Origin of the sequence: Saccharopolyspora spinosa NRRL 18395 (assembly GCF_000194155.1) — a bacterium.
GTDB classification, from domain to species: Bacteria; Actinomycetota; Actinomycetes; order Mycobacteriales; family Pseudonocardiaceae; genus Saccharopolyspora; species Saccharopolyspora spinosa.
This window is the reverse complement of the sequence record NZ_GL877879.1, coordinates 627783-644026: the sequence shown is the minus strand read 5'-3', so window position 1 is coordinate 644026 and position 16244 is coordinate 627783. Positions and strand designations below refer to the sequence as shown.

Below are 16244 nucleotides of genomic sequence, written 5' to 3'. Positions count from 1 at the left end.
CTAGAATAGCGCTCTGAATTTATAAAATCCGCGTCATTCAACTTATAAGCGCTCTGCGCTTCAAGAACAGATCGTGTCTATCATGGTTATCCTGCCCGACGAATGCCTTAAAACTCCCCAGTTTATAATAAGACTTGTTGCCGCGAATTTTAATCTCGATTTCAAAGTCCCGGCTTAGCAAGCCGATTCGGCGCTCAAACTCGGCGCAGTCAGAGATCTGGGCCGCTTTCATTAGACGCTCAGGGGTCGTAAAATCATGCGAAGATCGGAGCGCCTTGTACACCGGATCATGATCCGATGTTTCAAGTTTCCGCGGATCTCCTTTATGCTGAAAGGCGTCGATAATGGCATCGCCAACAGTACGCGCCACCGGCGGAGGAAACGCGTTTCCGATTTGACGGTAGCAAGACGTCTTACGACCTGTGAATTCCCACTGGTACTCATCCGACCAGCCTTGGATGCGCGCAACCATTTCGCAGGTGAGTTTTGGCCCAACCGCGAACGTATCAATGTTCGATGGAGCAGCATCTGCGATTCCGAGCGCGTCTACGCCCATTTCAGCCCATGCGCGCTTCGCGCGGGTCGGCCCCAGGTCGGCACCGCCGTGCTTTTTGGAACCGCCGACAATGGTAGGAGCGATCTTGTTGGCTTGCTTAGCCCACGCCTTGGCTCCAGGCCAGCCATTGCTCCCCATTAGATCTAGCAGCGTTTCACCTACAGTCGGCGGCTCACCCACGTGAGTTGGCCAGTGGAAGTACGGTGCATCTTCCGGTTTCAATGCCACTAGAATAAATCTGGGTCGTAGCTGAGGAACGCCGAAGTCGGAGGCTTGTAGAAGCTGCCACTCAGCCACGTAGCCGAGTTCGGCCAGACGATCAAGGACGTGCTGCCTGTAACCTGCAAAGCGTGGCATGCTAAGACCACGCACGTTTTCGAGCAGAAGCGCCCTAGGCTGCACGACAGAGACTTGTTCGACAGCCCAAGCGAAGAGATCGCGCTCGTCGTTCGCGCCTAGCTGTTTGCCGGCAATTGAGAATGGAGGGCACGGTACGCCGCCGGCGAGCAGCGACACCTCGCTGTAGTCAGCCGGGTGCCACACAGACTGGTCGGCAACATCTCCTTCGGCCACCTTCCACGTGGATCGGTTGGCACGCAGCGTGTTGCAGGCGTTGCCATCAAGTTCCACTGCGAGGGCGTGCTCGAAGCCTGCCTTCTCGAGTCCCAGTGCCTGACCGCCGGCGCCAGCACAGATCTCGACCACTTCGAACTTGCTCATCGAAGCTCCTCCTTGTCTGCGCTGCGCGGGAACATGCAGGTATCTTGCCTTACGCGGATCGCAGAGTCTGGGATGGTGTTGGTTGTTGGACGCCACGTCGCACGGTGACCACGGACGGCAACGGCCGGAGGGGCGCCAGCAGCGCTACCCCGGCGCGATGAATGACGGCCGATCTCGCAACATGCGAGCTAACCGCAGATCAGACACGAAGCCCGAGGTCGCTCTGCGTAGCGAGCTGCATCGGCAGGGGTACCGGTATCGCAAAGACCACAGATTAGACCTACCCACCGGTGTACGGGTACGCCCTGACATCGTCTTCACGCGGCGCAAGGTCGCTGTGTTCGTAGATGGCTGCTTCTGGCACGTATGCCCAGAACATGGCCGCCAGCCCACACGGAATGAGTGGTACTGGAGCCCCAAGCTACGGCGGAATGTCGAACGAGACCGTCGAGCGGATCAAGCTCTCGCGAACGCTGGCTGGCAAGTCGTGCGTATCTGGGAACATGAGATTCTGACGGACGCCGTGGCTCGCGTACGAGCAGTTATCGAACATGTAGTCGATTCTACGCCAGGAAGCTGCTGCGATGGTTGACACGATCGTGTTTTCTTGATCAGCTAGGAGGTCGACTGACTACCACCACAAAGAAGGTCAATCACTTCTCCGACGTCGAGAACTTCCGTGCGCTCGCGGAGCACACCTCTGATCTCCAGACCTGCAGCCTCCCGCAGGGAGAACATGGGAGTAGAGGGCGAGGCGTTCTCACACCTTTCGGTCACGCCCTTCCTACCGGGTAGCACGTAGGACAACAAGAATGCGGCCCCCGAGGTCACCGTCGCTACGACCAAGGCCGTTGTGAAACCCGCCGGTTCTGTTGTTCCGTCCGGGGTTCGGGGCTACCAGGACAGACAGGACTCCGATACCCACGGACGCTCCGAGGTTGAGCATTGTTGCGTTTAGGCCGGGCAGGATTTTTGGGAGGATTCCGCTGGGGCATAGAGGACACACATGCCGTTCAGGGCCGTTGCTACGCAGGCGCTGTACGACACTCCCATCAGCGCTACCAGGATGAACAGGAGCCACGGAGAGTTCACCACGAACACCGTTGCTGCGATCAGGGCCAGGTTGCCCACCAGGCCGATCCACAGCATGTTTCGGTAGCCGATCTTCGGGGCCAGCGATCCCGCTAGAGGCGCCATGATCCAGCCTGCCAGGGCCTAGGGCATCAGGAACATCAGGGCCGTTGTCGTTCCGTCGTAGCCGAAGCCCGCCGTCGCGTTCTGGGCCAGCGTTGGGTACACAAACGTCAGGACCGCGAAGATCGACGCCATCGTGCAGAACGTCGGCAGCAGCAGGCCCAACACACCTCGGCCGCGCAGCCGGTAGTGGCAGGAGCGGGTCGTTCTGTCCCCTCTCCACCAGCCAGAACACGAGCAGCACCAGGCCCGTCGCTAGGCAAGTCAGCGGCCACGGGGCGAACCCGCCCGCGGTTGGGCCGAGCGTCAGCCAGGCGTTCGGACCCAGCGGGGCCAGGCAGATCACCGCCAGTCCATTCGGGTGACCGTGCGCGCCGAGTCCGGGACCCAGGCCGCGATCACCGCCACCGCGATCACCTCCAGGACGAAGTGAAGCCGAAGATGCCGCGGAAGCCGATCGTGTCCGTGATGACGTCGCCCAGGAGCGTGTCCACTCCCGCAACACCGCTGTTCACCGCCGTCAGGATCCCAGGTAGCGGCCGAACTGCGAAGAGGCTCCGGCAATAGGCCCGGAAAGTTGATCTTTGGCTGGGGTGCCGGCAGGACGGGCACGGCCGCAGGTGATCATGAAGTTGCTGGCGCTTCGTGATCACAAGGAACGACCATGCCCGTGCTGCCGTCCTCTCTCATCGAGCCGGTCTGGGTCCCATTCGCCGCGCTACTGCCCGACAGACCCACTTCGATCCCAAGCGTCCGTTGGGCTGTCACCGCAGGCGTATCCCCGACCGCGTGGTCGTCGAGCACATCATCGACGCCTTGGTGCATGGGCTCGGTCTATGAGCGCATCGCCACCGAGAAGTGTATGGACCGCACGATCCGCCGCAGGCTCGCCGAGTGGGCCAAGCCGGGTATCGCCGCCAAGCTGCATGCCGTGTGCCTGGCCGCCTTCGACAGGATGATCGGCCTGCAGTTAGGCGAGATCGCGGTGGATGGGTACATCACCAAAGCCCCCTGCGGTGGTGAGAAAGCCGGACCGTCTCCTGTGGACCGCCGTAAAGCCGGGCTGAAACGCGCCGCCGCCACCGAAGGAACCGGTGTGCCGCTGGGCATCGTCACCGCCGGCGCCAACCGGCACGATTCACCACTGCTGGAACCCACGCTGGCCCAGACCCGCCAGCAGGTCGCCGACCTGCCCGCCGGAGGCCTGCCCGCGCACACACCCGCGTGCATCTCGACAGCGGTGATGACGCAGGCAAAACGCGGGACCTGCTCGGCGAACAAGGCTTGACCCGTGTGATCGCCCGCAAAGGCGTTTCCGCGCCGATCCAGGCCGGCAAGAGGGGGTGGTGGAGCGAACGCACTCGTGGATGAAACAACTTCGGGCAAACTGCTGCGCTGCACCGACCGCAACGGCGCCATCGTCGACTTCTACCTCTACGTCGCCGCCGCCATCGTCACAGTCCGTCGACTCATCCAACGCGCCAGAAGTCTCTACCGCTGGGACACCCCCCACCCGCCGCCTCAAATGATCCAATCGCCGGAGCACCTTGGTCGGAAGGATGTCGCGCAGCGTCAGGATGCCGAGGGAAATCTTTGCGCCGCAAGCACCTTGCAGCCCCGGCCGACCATCAGCTCCTCGACGTTCGGCGCGAGCGTGGCGATCAGGCTGCCCATAGCCGTCACCGCGATCGAGCCGAACAGCGAGCGACGGCGGCCGAGGATGTCGCTGTAGCGCGGCAGTATCACGCCTGCCAGGCCCGCCACGAACAGGAACACCGTTGCGCTCAGGACGACGTGCCGACGTCTGCTCATGCTGTCGATGGCTGGCGACAGCATGGTCGCGTTCATCTGGAAGCTGGCCACCGCCACCAGCAGGGGCGTGAGCACCAGCGGCGGGCGGGCCGCGACACGCGGCGGGGCAGTTGCAGTCTCTCAGCGCTCTCTCTTGAAGCGCGCAGTCAGGCGATTTCGCGGGCCGGGGTGGTCTTCGTGGCCAGCAGGCCCTTGATGTAGTCGAAGAACGCTTCGGCGTCGATCTCCTCGATCACCGTCGCGTTGGCTGCCAGGCCGTGGACTCCCCAGGACATCGCCGCGTAGCCGCGGGTCAGCTCGCCCGCCGTCTCGACGTCTACGTGGTAGCGGGCGCTGCGGCGGATCAGCTCGGGGTGCAGCAGGACTGCCGCCGTCAGCGAGTCGGGGTGGGTGGTGCCGTCGATGCCGACGCTGCGGTCGAATTCCAGCGTCGCCGCGCAGACCCGGGTGAAGAAGTCCGACAGCGGGGTGCCCAGCGCCGCGATCTCGTCCAGCGCGGGCTGCGCGAACACCGCCTGGTCCAGGGTCAGCGGCGCCCACGGGACCACCGCGATTTCGAAGCCCGCCGCGAACACCGTCTTCGCCGCCTCAGGGTCTACATAGAAGTTGAACTCGGCGGCTGCGGTGATGTTGCCACGGGCGTTGTTGGAACCGCCCATCACGTAAAGGGTTTTGACGTTCCGGACGAAGTCCAGGTCCTTCACCACTGCGGTCGCAATGTTGGTCAGCGGACCGATCGCGACGATCGACAGCTCGCCGGGGTTCTCCTCGGCCAGCCGGATCAATGCGTCCACTCCGTGCTCGGGTTCCGGGTCGCAGCCAGCCAGGTCCATCGTCAGTCCGCCCGTGCCGTCGCCATGCACGTTCTCCGCGCTCTCCCACCGCCTGACCATCGGGCGGCGACACCCCAGGAAGATCGGGACATCGCCGAGGCGATCGGCGACGTTGCAGGTCAGGTACGCGTTGCGGACCTGGTGGCCGAAGTCGACGTTGCCGGCGACCATCGTCACTGCGCGCAGGTCGGCTCGGGGGTCGAGCAGGCCCGCGAGCAGGGCGATGCAATCGTCCTGCGCCGTGTCGGTGTCGATCACCAATGGGATGCGCTCAAGCATGACGTCTCCAATGCGGCCATTGTTCACATCAGACCGGCGGCCGCAGCACGTTCGTCACCGCAGGGGTGCTGGAGCCGCGGATCGCGCAGCGGCTGCACTCGCTGTCCGAGGACTTCCCGCAAGGGTATGCACTGGATGCCCAGGTGATCGGCGCCCGGTTGGAGGGCCTGCAGATGACCGTGCAGGCCCTCCTCGGTGCGCCGCCCGGCACCCCCAGGCTGAAGCTGGTCCGGGTTTTCCGGGGCGCGCAGGGGCCGCTCGCCCACCTCGCCAACTGGGTTCGGGCGGATCTTCTGCCCTGGCATCGAAAACGTCGATTTCGAGCGGAATTCGCTGTTCGACGTGCTGGAGGCGTCCTACGGCCTGCCGGTCGCGGAGGGCCGGGCGGACCTTCAGCGCCGAGCCCGCCCGCGAGGACGTCGCGGAAGCCCTCGAAGTCCCGCCCGGAACGCCGGTGCTGTACCTGGAGCAGGTGACCTACACCCGCGACAGGCAGGCCGTGGAGTACTCCGACACGAGGATCAACAGCACGGCGGTCAAGGTCACCTCGCTGCTGACCCGCTGAGCACCAAGTGCCTGTCCTCGAATCCACGTTTGTGTCTTTGAAGCGCTGGAGGCACTTTGCCCACCCTCGCAACCGGCACCGCCGCGGGTTCTCAGGCTGTGCCTGCCCGAAGGGGCTCTTGGCGAGGACAGCCCCCGTTGGACCTGCATGAGTCGGGGATCCCGGAGTCCAAGCGGCGCCTGAGGTTCCGCGACCCGCACCGCTACGCAACACGGGTTCAGAGACAGTCATCGAGAGACGCAGGTCACATTTGTCCATGTCACAGGGCGTCGGACTACCCCGTCTCAAGGGGTGTAGCCATTGACGACCGCAGAGGAGCACACCAATGGACGCGAGACTGGACTACTTCGCCGACCCGACCGCTGGCAAAGTCCTCAAGTACGTCATGTCGACGGGCAAGGCGCTCAAGGACTCGCCGCTGCCAGCCGCGACGCAGGAACTGGTGGCGCTTCGCGTGAGTCAGATCAACGGCTGCGCCGTCTGCATCGACATGCACACCAAGGAGGCCGCCGTTGCCGGCGAGACGTCGGTGCGGCTGAACCTGGTCGCGGCGTGGCGGGAGGCCACGGTCTTCACTGAGGCCGAGCGCGCCGCGCTGGAACTGGCCGAGGAGGGAACCCGGGTGGCGGATGCGGCCAGCGGGGTCAGCGACGAGGTGTGGGTGCGCGCCGCCAAGCACTACGACGCGGGGCAGCTCACCGCCCTGGTGATCCTGGTCTCCTTCATGAACTCGGTGAATCGGCTGAACATCATCACCCAGCAGCCGGCCGGCAACTACGAGCCCGGGCAGTTCCACTGAAACGGCAGCAGTTGGCTCGGGGCCCGGCTGCGGGCCCCGGACTCAGATGTTGCGCCAGCCTGGCGGCGGTCCGGATGATCACGCGAGGTCGCCGGACGGGAGCGGTTCGAAGGGAGTGGAGTCGGCGTGAGCAAGGTCGAGGAGTTCGAGGAGCTGCGGCCGCTGCTGTTCTCGATCGCCTATCGGATTCTGGGCAGTGTCGGTGAGGCCGAGGATGCGGTGCAGGAGACGTGGCTGCGCTTTGACGGCTCGTCGACCCGGCCCACGTCAACCAAGGCTTTTCTGTCGGCCGCGGTCACGCGGATCTCGATCGATGTGCTGCGCTCCGCGCGGGTGCGGCGTGAGGAGTACGTAGGCCCGTGGTTTCCCGAGCCGCTGCTCAGCGATCCGTACCAGGATCCGGGCCGGTCGGCGGAGCTGGCCGACTCGGTGTCGATGGCGGCGCTGCTGCTACTCGAGCGGCTCAGTCCGCTGGAGCGGGCGGTTTTCGTGTTGCGGGATGTGTTCGCCTTCGGGTTCGACGAGGTCGCCGCAGCGGTGGGGCGGTCGGAGGCGGCATGCCGGCAGCTGCTGGTGCGGGCGCGGCGGCACATGGTGGCCGGGCGGCCGCGGTTCGAAGCGGACCGGCAGGTGCGGCAGGAGCTGGCGACGCGGTTCTTCGACGCGCTGAAGGACGGCGATGTGCGCGGGCTGCAGGATCTGCTGGCAGCCGATGTGCAGCTGGTCGGGGATGGCGGCGGCAAGAGCCCTCAGCTGGCCAAGGCCGTCGTGGGCGCGCAGAACGTGGCCCGGGTGCTGGGCGCGATCTTCCCATTGATGATCCGGATCGATGTGTCGTTCGAGCTGCACGAGGTCAACGGCCAGCCCGGCGCGATCTTCCGCGACCGGGACGGCAAGGTGCTCCACACCATGATCCTCGATGTGCTCGACGGGCAGATCCAGAACATCCGCACGGTGATCAATCCCGACAAGCTCGGCCACATCGGGCCGGTCGCCGACGCATGGGCCATCGACCGCGAGGTGAAGCAGGCCCGTCGAGAGCAGAACTGACCTCCGCCCGCCGATCGACCAGCTGCACGCCGCACCTAGAGCAGGTGGCCTGCACCTGCGACGGTCAGGTCGTGGCGTGCACCGACGTGCGGTCACCGCTGGGGCCGACCAGGCGAATGGCTTCAGCTGTTCGTCCAGCGGCGCGTCTACGAGCCGGTTGGCCAGGGTGGACATCGTGTAGGCGCCGATGCCGAGGACCTCTTCGAGCGCGTTCCGGGTCGTGTAGCCGTGCGTCAGGAATGCTTGCAGCGCATCGGCTTCCACTGCTCCGGCCCGCTCCACCACCTGGAGCGCGAACACCCCGACCGCCTCCCGACGGGGTCGCCGAGCGGTTGCCGGGCACGCAGTGCCGCGATGATCTCGGGGCTCGCGCCCATCTCGGTCAGCCTCGCGGTGTGCATCGCGACGCAGAAGTGGCACTCGTTGCGGGTGGCGATCGTGAGGATAACGACTTCGCGGGCCATCGCGTCCAGCGTGGACGCCTCGAACATGGCGCTGAGCTTGAGGAATCCGTCGAGCATGTGCGGCGACTCGGCCAGTCGCCCGATCGCGGCGGGCAGGCGGCCCAGGCGCTTGGCCGTGGCTTACATGGCTCGCCGCGACTCCGCAGGCGCGGTCTCCACCGTGTGGTCGATGAATACGTCAGGTTCCCGCGTTCCAGGTTGCGCCCTCCGGCGCCTAGAATCGACAACGTGGTTGACGAAAACGTAAACCATGTTGTCGAGTATGGCGATGCCTGAGGCGCAGGGATTCGAGCTGCCGCTGCTGCTGTTCGCGGGATTCCGCTCGCTGATCGACCAGCTGCACGCCGAGCTGGCAGCGCAAGGGCACCCCGAGGTGCGCTCGGCGCACGGGTTCGCGATGCAAGCGATCGGACGCGACGGCGCGACGGCCAGCGAGCTGGGCCGTCGGCTCGGCATCTCCAAGCAGGCCGCGAGCAAGACCGTGGACCGCCTGGCGAACCTCGGGTACGTCGAGCGGGTCGACGACGCCGCCGACGCCCGGCGGAAGCTGATCCGGCTCACCGACCGGGGCGTCGACGTGCTCATCCGCTCGGCGGCGATCTTCGAGGAGCTCAGGCCGCAATGGGCGAAGGGCCTCGGCGCGAAGCGGCTCCGCGAGCTGGAGGCGGACCTGCGCACCAAGACACCCGGAGAGACGTTCCGCCTCGACGTACCGGGATGGTTCGGCACGTCGTCGTGAGCGCTCGCTCCGGCGAGAACCGGCTTTAGCATCCACGAGCCCGGGTCGGCGAACCCGCCTTGTGGAGCGAACGGCCCGTTTGCGCCGCCTATCGAGGCGAACAGTCCCAAACAACTGAATCCGCTTGTGGACAAATACCGTCCTAAACGGCTCCTACGGTTGGTGTCACGACGGCCTCGAAGGAGACGGACATGGCGACCTACGTGCTGGTTCCCGGTGCCTGCCACGGCGGGTGGTGGTACGAGCCGCTGGCGGCCGAGCTGCGCGAAGAGGGGCACGCGGCGTACCCGGTGACGTTGACCGGGCTGGGCCCGCAGGACGCACCGACCGGCGGGATCAACCTGGACACGCACATCGACGACGTGGTGCGCCTGCTGGCGGAAGAGGACCTTCGCGATGTCGTCCTCTGCGGACACAGCTATGCCGGGATGGTCATCACCGGCGTCGCGGACCGGGTTCCGGAGCGGATCGCGTCACTGGTCTACGTCGACGCTTTCGTGCCCCAGGACGGGGATTCGGTGTTCTCCCTGACCGGCGGCGTCTGGCACGACTGGTACCTGAACGGGTCGAAGGCCGACGGCTTCTCGGTGGCGCCGCTGCCGGTGCTGAGCCCGCGGGCGACGCCGCATCCGCTGGCCACGCTGGTGCAGGGGATCCGGCTCACCGGTGCGCTCGACCGGGTTCCGCGGCGCGAGTACGTGTACCTCGCCAACTTCGAGAACACCCCGTTCACCGCGACTTACGAGCGCCTGCGGGAGGACCCGGCGTGGCACGTCCGGTCGCTGCCGATCGGGCACAACATCGTGGCCGACGCCCCGGACGACTTCCGCAAGATCCTCCTCGACGCCGCCTGACCACCCGGTCCGGTGACGCGTGAGGGGCACCCTTGAGCGACTCTGCCGCTCAAGGGTGCCCCTCACCTCGAGGAAATCACTCGGCGGGGGGGATTTTGAAGGACGTCTTGCGGGCGGCCTTGGCGATCTTCTTGTCCGGGTGCTGGTCGCCGATCAGCATCAGGACGTCGCGGACGGCCGGGTGGTCCAGGCGCCACATCTCCTCGAAGATCGTCGGCTCCTGCCCGGCGGGCACCATTTCCGCGAGCAGCTCGGGCAGCTCGTCGATGTCAACCGAGTCGAGCGCGGCCGCGAGCATGTCGGTTAGCAACCGTGCCGCGTCGGTCACCGTCGATTCGAGCTCCCCGGACGGATCCAGTTGGTGGAGCATCACTTTCGCGTAAGGCCGCAGCATCGGTTCGTCCAGCGCCTGCTGCCACCGCTGCGTCGCGGTTTCGGCGAGCGGCGCGGCGATGGAGACCGCGATCATCCGGTCTTCCGCTTCGCCCTCAGCCGCGGCGGTCAGCAGATCGTCGGTGGCGGCGACGGGTCCGCGGACCGCGAACCAGGCCTCGGTCTCGGCGGCCAGCTCCTCGTCGGTCGCGCCCTTGGCGAAGTCCACCAGGTCGAAGGCGCCCATCTCTTCGACCGGCGGCAGCAGCGGAACCTCGACGCCGCCGTCGGTCAACGCGCCCCCGAAGGTGTACTGGCCGAGCGGGGTGAGGCGCGCGACGCCCTCATCGACCTGCGCGGCACCCAAGTCGACCAGGGTCGCGAGCAGCCGCTCCGCCGGATCGCCGCACCGCTGGACCCAGGAGCCCCACGCGCCGTCCGAAGTGGATTCATCCACGGCGATCTCGCGGATCACGTCCCGCAGCTCCGCCACGGACGCGCCTTCGCTGCGGGCCAGGAACAACGACACCATCGCGTAGAAGGCGACGTCGTCGAGATCGAGCTCGGAGCACTCGTCCTGGAAGATCTCCTCCAGCAGCAGCCCCAGCGCGTCCGCCCAGACGTCCAGCACCGCTTCGTCGTCGCCGTCCGGCCAGTCTTCGAAGGTCGGGCCGAACTCGACCACTTCCGTTCCGGGGCCGATGAATTCCAGCTCGGCCGCCCATTCCCACAGCTTCGCCAGCTCCGGGATGTCCGCCATCCCTTCCACCGCGTCCGGAACCGGGAAGCCGAGTTCCTCGGCGACGTCGACGGTGTCGCCGACCCTCAGCTCACCGGCCTTGATCGGGCAGGCGACCGTGCGCAACGCCAGTCGCCGGGCGCGGTCGAGCAACGGGCTTTGCCGCGCCGCGGCGGCGAGCTCTTCGTCCGACGGCAACCGCAGTGGCGGCAGCCGGTCGGGCAGCCCGAGCTCTTCCCGGAGGTCGTAGGGCTGCGCTTCGCCGAGGGATTCGGCGGCCTCGCCGACCCAGCGGGCCACCGCAGCCTCGTCGGTCGGGTCGACGCCCTCGGCCATGAGGGCCTGTTCGAGGACACGGGCACCTCCCCAGTTCTCCGGGTCCATCGCGGTCTCGGCGAACCGCGGCGCGATCTCGTCGACCTTCCGCCGCAGACCGTCGAGCTGCTCCGCAGTCATCCGGCCCGTATCCCCAGCGAAGCTCAGCAGGTCGTGGAGGGTCGCGATCACCTCGGCCAGGTCCTCGCCCGGCTCGACGGCGACCTGGACGGGGAACAGCTCCAGCAGCAGTTCGTCGAGATCCGCCGGTCGCAGCTCCGCGAGATCGGCCAGCCCCGCGTGCTCGTACAGCAGCCGGAGCAAGATCTCGGCGTCGTGGCTGTTCCCGTGCACCGGTTGTTCCTGATTCTCAGCCCACTCGGCCAGTTCGGGCAGCAGGCTGTTGACCGGGTCGCGCTCCATACCCGAAGCCTACGGCCCCAGCCCGGGTGAGGGCACAAGGCCCGACGGCCAGGTTCCGCACGTGATCACCCGTGAGTGATTGGAGGCGCCGCAGAGCCTGTTTCCGAACTCATTTTGCGTGGCGGTGCGGGTAGCGGAACCTCGGACGGCCTGGCCTCCGGGATCCCCGACTCATGAATGCCAATTCACCAGGCCGGGGACTGGCCTCGTCAAGAACCCCGACGGGGTGGCGCGGCCTGAGAACCAGCAGCGGCGCCAGGCGCCTAGCTGTGGTGTCCGGGGAGGTCGTCCTGGGTTTGATCGCGTGACACGCGGTCGTGAATGACAGCGTGGGGACGGCCTCCGGTTGTGGAGTGGAGATGTCGAGTAACCACGTTCACGACCAGGAGCCCGCCCGCTCGGCGGCCCGGATGTTCATGGTCTCGTTCCAAGACCGCCGGGAAATGGGCTGCGCGCTACCGGGCCGAAGGGTGCGGCGGGGATGGCCGATCGCAGCTCACGACCGCATCACAGCCCGACGCGCACGCCCGTGCACGTGGTGCGCCGGATTGTGGGGTTGCGGATCTATGGCGCCCCAGTCCCCGGCTACCAGGCACCGCCCGGCGGCGGGCTCGCCGCCGAGGCCGGGCACCGGGCTTGCGCTGGCCGCACCGGCCTGGTGGCCGCTGCCTGGCCGCAGGCGGGCACCCGCCAGGCCGACGGCGACCACGACTGGTCGGACTTCGAAGCGCGCCTGGCCTACGAGGTCCGCGAGTCGTTCCCCGAACTGCCGCAGTGAGCCCGCGACGGCGGCCGGCGCGTCTGGCGTCGCATGCACGGGCCGGTTTCGCTGGAAACCTACGGCCGCCTGGGCCCCCAGACCAGGGAACCGGTCAAGCTCTACCGGGCCGAGATCCACGACCTGATCAAGTCCCTGGGCCTGACGCCACCGGGCTGAACAGGGGTCTTGACCTCGCGTTCGCTCGAAGTCCCTAGCGTGCTCTCGATCATCTTGGGGCGAGCGAGGGCATGAGCCATGACCAGCAACATCGATAGCCGACCGGCGGTGACCGTGATCGGTTTGGGCGAGATGGGCTTCGCGCTCGCGAGCGCGTTCCTGGCCGCCGGACACTGACCGCGGTGTGGAACCGCACGAGCGGGAAGGCGGACGACCTGGTCGCCAAGGGGCGCAGCGGGCCGCGACCGTTCATGACGCCGTCGCGGCCAGCCCGCTCGTCGTCGTCACGGTGTAGGGCAGCAGCACCGCGCGCGAACTCCTGGAATCGGCGGGCGACGCGCTCGCCGGCCACACCGTGGTCAACCTGACGGATGGCACCTCGGCCGAGGCCCGAGCGGTCGCGGAATGGCCCACCTCAGCGGGCGCGGAGTACCTGCACGGGCAGATCATGACGATCGCTCAGGTAATCGGGCACCCGGACGACGTGGTGTTCTTCGGCGGCGCCGAGTCGGCCCACGACCGCTACCGTGCGACGCTCGAACTCATCGGCGGCCGGGGCGGACTGATCTCGGCCGATGCCGGTGTCCCGGCCCGACGAGGTCGATCGCGGCGAGTACCCGGTGGAATTCGGGGCGCTGCAACACCACCTGTCGTCGGCTGAGGACCTAGTCAGCGAGAGCCGGGCGCGGGGCATCGACGACGAACTCCCGGGCTACACCGTCGCCGTGGTCTCCAGGGCGATCGAGGCGGGCCGCGCCAACGCCAACTACTCCCGGCTCATCGAGCACTTCAGGAAGCTGTGACGACGAGGAACCCCGCCCGGCACGGGGTTCCTCCCACCCGCCGCTACCGCCTGGCGAACGCCGGCGGCGCCCCGATCGGACTCAGCTGGATTCCGGCCAGCAGCCACCGGCCGTCGCGGCGGATCGCGATGTGGGTGGAGCGGAACTCACCGTCGGTGGCGTTGCCCCGGTATGCCGCCTTCTGGGTGTGCACGCCGACGACGACCGCGCAGTCCCCGTAGTCCCGAACCTCGGCGTCGTGCCAGTCGAGCGACTTCGTGACGAGGTCGCCGGTGCGGTAGCGCTCCATCCACTGCTGCTTGTTCAACATGAATCCCAGCGGGCCGACCAGCACGAAGTCATCGGTGGCCAACTCGGCCAGGGCGTCCGCGTCCCCGCGCTGCTCCGCGTCGACCCAACGCTGTTCGAGCTGGCGAATCTGATCCTCAGTGGACATTTCTTCCTCCTCGTGATTCGTTCCTCAGTTGGTGAAAGCGCTGACGTGGGCGCGTGCCCAGTGCGCGAAGGTGTTCGGGTGCCGACCGAGAAGTTCCGGCATGGCAGGCAGGACCTGGGCTCCGTCGTCGGTTTCGATGGTGCGCTCGATGACCTCGTCGACGACGGCCGGTGGCATTCCGGAGGCGAGCAGGCCCGCCTTCGCCTCCTCGGTGGAGGGCTCGATCAACCGGAGCCGGCGGCCGAGCGCTTCGCCGAGAATGTCAAGTTCTTCGACCGGTGTGAGCACCTGCGGCCCGGAGAGCTGGTACGCGGCGTTTCGGTGCGCGTTGGTGGTCAGCGCGGCAACGGCTATCGAGGCGATATCAGCGGGGTCGATCGCCGCCGATGGCCTGGTGGCGAACGGTATGCGCACCTCGTTGCCGTGCCGGATCATGGATGCCCAGTGCAGCGCGTTGGACATGAAGCGCCCCGGCCGCAGGATCGTGCAGTCGATCCCGGTGCCGATCACCGCATCTTCGGCCTCGGTGTGCCAGCGGGAGATCGCATTGTCTCCGCTGCGTGCGCCGTAGACCGACAGCTTCACGATGCGCGCGACGCCGGCGCGGCGGGCGGCTTCGGCGAGGTTGATGTCGTGCGTCGGGCGCGGTGCGCTGCCGATTTGCTGGGCGGTCATCAGGAAAGCACGGTCCGCACCCCGGAAGGCTTCGTCGAGGCTGCCGGGGTCAGCGGTGTCGCCGTAGACGACCTCGACGCCCGCGGGCAGGTGCGCATCGCGGGGCCGGCGGGTCATCGCGCGCACCGGGTGCCCAGAAGCCGCCAGCATTCCGGCCACCTCCGCGCCGACGTTGCCGGTCGCGCCCATTACCAAGATCATTTCGATCCTCTCCCTCGTTGCTCGGGTGCTTTGGCGTTGATGAGCACCGCGCTGATCAGCGCGCCGGCTGCGAGGGCCAGCGCCGCCCAGAACGCGGCTGCGGTGTATCCGGAGACGAGCGCGTCGGCGCGGGAAGCCCCGGCGGCGACCGAGCCCGCGGTGGCACCTGCAGCGGCCGCATTGAGGACCGCCACCCCGATCGACCCGCCGACCTGCTGAGCCGTGTTGACGACGGCGGCGGCGACGCCGGCGTCACGCGGATCGACCTGGTGGGTTGCCACGCTCATCGCGGGCGGGAACACGCATCCCATTCCGAGCCCCAGCAGGATTTCGACGGGCAGCACGTCAGCGGCGTAGGTACCCGTCGCGCTCAGCCCCGTCAGCAGACCGAGCGCCGCGGCGGCGACCAGCAGGCCGGAGGCGATCAGGACCCGAGGCGGCAGGTAGGGCTGAAGCCGGGCGGCGAGCAGTTGCGAACTAGCGAGCACTGCGGCCGACAGCGGCAGGAACGCGAGTCCGGCCTGGACCGGCGGGTAGCCGCGCACCTCTTGTAGGTAGTAGGTCAAGAACAGGAACACGCCGAGCATTCCGGCGACCCCGAAGGCGACGGCCAAGCAAGCGCCGACCCGGTTGCGGCTGCGGAGGATTCGCAGCGGCAGCAACGGCACGGGCGTGCGCGCTTCCCAAGCCGCGAATACCGCGAGGAGCACGGTTCCGGCGCCGACGAGCACGATGCCCGAGGGACCTTGCGCGCACCCGAAGACGATCGAGGTCATGCCGCCGATCGCGAGCAGCGCGCCCGGAAGATCCAGCCGCATCCGGCGAGCCGGCCCAGAGCGGCCAAGCACGTACCGGGCACCGGCGGCGGCGACCAGCGCGATCGGCACGTTGACATACAGGCATGCCCGCCACGTGAGGTTTTCGGCCAGAACGCCGCCCAGGACGAGCCCCACGGCGCCGCCGCTGCCCGCGATCGCACCGAAGATCGCGAACGCCTTGGCCCGTTCGCGTGGTTCCGCGAAGGTGGTGGCGACCAGGGACAACACCGTCGGGGCCAGGAGCGCGGCGAAAGCACCTTGCAGACCGCGAGCCGCAACCAGCGTTTCGAGGTTGGTCGCGGCGGCGCCGAGCACCGATGCAGCGGCGAATCCGAGGAGCCCGATGGGGAACGCGCGGGCCCGCCCGAGGCTGTCGGCGAGGCGGCCGCCGAGCAGCAGCAAGCCGCCGAACGCCAGCGTGTAGGCGGTGATCACCCACTGCCGGTGCGCGTCGGAGAAACCGAGGTCGGCCTGCGCGGATGGCAGCGCGATGTTGATGACGGTGGCATCGAGCGCGATCATCAGTTGTGCCACGGCGATGAACGCGAGTGCGATCCATCGGCGCTCGTCTCCTGCGGCCGCGATCGGCTCGGCGGGAGGGCGGGGAGTCGATTGCTTCTCTGTCATGAGATGACCCAGTCCTGTGCGACGACTGCGGTC

At 67.3% G+C, this 16244-nt stretch carries 19 protein-coding genes and 2 pseudogenes; 10 read left to right on the top strand and 11 right to left on the bottom strand.

Annotated features, from left to right (window positions below; genetic code table 11):
• Positions 1 to 37: 37 nt before the first annotated feature.
• Positions 38 to 1276, bottom strand: a complete 1239-nt coding sequence (locus tag SSPN_RS51525) for a DNA cytosine methyltransferase (RefSeq protein WP_083822004.1) — start codon at positions 1274 to 1276, stop codon at positions 38 to 40.
• A 157-nt stretch (positions 1277 to 1433) separates the two neighbouring features.
• Here SSPN_RS51525 and SSPN_RS51520 point away from each other — a divergent pair, with 157 nt between their 5' ends.
• Positions 1434 to 1868 (top strand): very short patch repair endonuclease, encoded by a 435-nt coding sequence (locus tag SSPN_RS51520; protein ID WP_083822190.1) that lies wholly within the window; start codon positions 1434 to 1436, stop codon positions 1866 to 1868.
• A gap of 362 nt (positions 1869 to 2230) precedes the next feature.
• Here the strand turns inward: SSPN_RS51520 and SSPN_RS49155 are convergent, their stop codons facing one another.
• Both SSPN_RS49155 and SSPN_RS56940 read right to left on the bottom strand, forming a co-directional pair.
• On the bottom strand, positions 2231 to 2473 hold the full coding sequence (locus SSPN_RS49155) for a hypothetical protein (RefSeq protein ID WP_010309020.1): 243 nt from the start codon (positions 2471 to 2473) through the stop codon (positions 2231 to 2233).
• A gap of 18 nt (positions 2474 to 2491) precedes the next feature.
• Positions 2492 to 2635: a hypothetical protein gene (locus SSPN_RS56940; RefSeq protein ID WP_158309611.1), complete on the bottom strand. Its 144-nt coding sequence runs from the start codon at positions 2633 to 2635 to the stop codon at positions 2492 to 2494.
• A 499-nt stretch (positions 2636 to 3134) separates the two neighbouring features.
• On the opposite strand from SSPN_RS56940, the pseudogene SSPN_RS51515 reads away from it, so the two are divergent.
• Positions 3135 to 3974: pseudogene (locus SSPN_RS51515) on the top strand (IS5 family transposase); the annotation flags it as partial.
• Positions 3975 to 4042: 68 nt separating this feature from the next.
• On the opposite strand, the gene SSPN_RS57775 reads toward SSPN_RS51515, so the two are convergent.
• The 3 genes from SSPN_RS57775 to SSPN_RS60110 all read right to left on the bottom strand — a co-directional run bounded on the left by SSPN_RS57775 (position 4043) and on the right by SSPN_RS60110 (position 5699).
• Entirely contained in the window at positions 4043 to 4333 is a 291-nt protein-coding gene (locus SSPN_RS57775) for an MFS transporter (protein ID WP_170121508.1), read from the bottom strand.
• A gap of 95 nt (positions 4334 to 4428) precedes the next feature.
• Entirely contained in the window at positions 4429 to 5394 is a 966-nt protein-coding gene (locus tag SSPN_RS0122165) for a nucleoside hydrolase (protein WP_010309011.1), read from the bottom strand.
• A 23-nt stretch (positions 5395 to 5417) separates the two neighbouring features.
• On the bottom strand, positions 5418 to 5699 hold the full coding sequence (locus SSPN_RS60110; RefSeq protein ID WP_010309007.1) for a hypothetical protein: 282 nt from the start codon (positions 5697 to 5699) through the stop codon (positions 5418 to 5420).
• Between SSPN_RS60110 and SSPN_RS60105 the strand changes: the two genes are divergently transcribed.
• The 3 genes from SSPN_RS60105 (at position 5669) to SSPN_RS0122145 (ending at position 7808) form a co-directional block, all read left to right on the top strand.
• Complete coding sequence (locus SSPN_RS60105; RefSeq protein WP_237710803.1) at positions 5669 to 5959, top strand: UTRA domain-containing protein; 291 nt, start codon at positions 5669 to 5671, stop codon at positions 5957 to 5959. The genes SSPN_RS60110 and SSPN_RS60105 overlap by 31 nt on opposite strands.
• A 325-nt stretch (positions 5960 to 6284) precedes the next feature.
• Positions 6285 to 6758 carry a carboxymuconolactone decarboxylase family protein gene (locus tag SSPN_RS0122150; RefSeq protein WP_010309000.1) on the top strand — a complete coding sequence of 158 codons (474 nt, stop codon included), beginning with the start codon at positions 6285 to 6287 and terminating at the stop codon, positions 6756 to 6758.
• Positions 6759 to 6884: 126 nt separating this feature from the next.
• Positions 6885 to 7808, top strand: coding sequence for an RNA polymerase sigma-70 factor (locus SSPN_RS0122145; RefSeq protein WP_010308997.1), 924 nt, complete (start codon positions 6885 to 6887; stop codon positions 7806 to 7808).
• A 233-nt stretch (positions 7809 to 8041) separates the two neighbouring features.
• On the opposite strand, the gene SSPN_RS51505 is transcribed toward SSPN_RS0122145, so the two are convergent.
• The gene (locus tag SSPN_RS51505) at positions 8042 to 8329 is read right to left on the bottom strand and encodes a carboxymuconolactone decarboxylase family protein (RefSeq protein ID WP_010308994.1); all 288 of its coding nucleotides are present in this window, start codon (positions 8327 to 8329) and stop codon (positions 8042 to 8044) included.
• A gap of 205 nt (positions 8330 to 8534) precedes the next feature.
• Here SSPN_RS51505 and SSPN_RS0122135 point away from each other — a divergent pair, with 205 nt between their 5' ends.
• Complete coding sequence (locus SSPN_RS0122135; RefSeq protein ID WP_010308991.1) at positions 8535 to 9011, top strand: MarR family winged helix-turn-helix transcriptional regulator; 477 nt, start codon at positions 8535 to 8537, stop codon at positions 9009 to 9011.
• A 191-nt stretch (positions 9012 to 9202) separates the two neighbouring features.
• Complete coding sequence (locus SSPN_RS0122130) at positions 9203 to 9865, top strand: alpha/beta fold hydrolase (RefSeq protein ID WP_010308988.1); 663 nt, start codon at positions 9203 to 9205, stop codon at positions 9863 to 9865.
• Positions 9866 to 9941: 76 nt separating this feature from the next.
• On the opposite strand, the gene SSPN_RS44980 is transcribed toward SSPN_RS0122130, so the two are convergent.
• Positions 9942 to 11714, bottom strand: a complete 1773-nt coding sequence (locus SSPN_RS44980) for a hypothetical protein (protein WP_010308984.1) — start codon at positions 11712 to 11714, stop codon at positions 9942 to 9944.
• Positions 11715 to 12146: 432 nt separating this feature from the next.
• On the opposite strand from SSPN_RS44980, the pseudogene SSPN_RS55150 reads away from it, so the two are divergent.
• The 3 genes and pseudogenes from SSPN_RS55150 to SSPN_RS44965 all read left to right on the top strand — a co-directional run.
• Positions 12147 to 12279 (top strand): annotated as a pseudogene (locus tag SSPN_RS55150) (leucine zipper domain-containing protein); the annotation flags it as partial.
• Positions 12280 to 12525: 246 nt separating this feature from the next.
• Positions 12526 to 12651, top strand: coding sequence for a hypothetical protein (locus tag SSPN_RS61740; protein ID WP_010308979.1), 126 nt, complete (start codon positions 12526 to 12528; stop codon positions 12649 to 12651).
• Positions 12652 to 13226: 575 nt separating this feature from the next.
• Positions 13227 to 13454, top strand: coding sequence for an imine reductase family protein (locus tag SSPN_RS44965; RefSeq protein WP_010308965.1), 228 nt, complete (start codon positions 13227 to 13229; stop codon positions 13452 to 13454).
• Between the two features lie 43 nt (positions 13455 to 13497).
• Here the strand turns inward: SSPN_RS44965 and SSPN_RS0122095 are convergent, their stop codons facing one another.
• Genes SSPN_RS0122095 through SSPN_RS0122085 form a run of 3 tightly spaced genes read right to left on the bottom strand, consistent with a single transcriptional unit; the run spans position 13498 to position 16211 of the window.
• Positions 13498 to 13890, bottom strand: coding sequence for a nuclear transport factor 2 family protein (locus tag SSPN_RS0122095; protein ID WP_010308962.1), 393 nt, complete (start codon positions 13888 to 13890; stop codon positions 13498 to 13500).
• A gap of 24 nt (positions 13891 to 13914) precedes the next feature.
• On the bottom strand, positions 13915 to 14766 hold the full coding sequence (locus SSPN_RS0122090) for an NAD(P)H-binding protein (protein ID WP_029535611.1): 852 nt from the start codon (positions 14764 to 14766) through the stop codon (positions 13915 to 13917).
• Positions 14763 to 16211 carry an MFS transporter gene (locus SSPN_RS0122085; RefSeq protein ID WP_010308955.1) on the bottom strand — a complete coding sequence of 483 codons (1449 nt, stop codon included), beginning with the start codon at positions 16209 to 16211 and terminating at the stop codon, positions 14763 to 14765. Before SSPN_RS0122085 ends, SSPN_RS0122090 begins: the two co-directional genes overlap by 4 nt.
• Between the last annotated feature and the right edge of the window lie 33 nt (positions 16212 to 16244).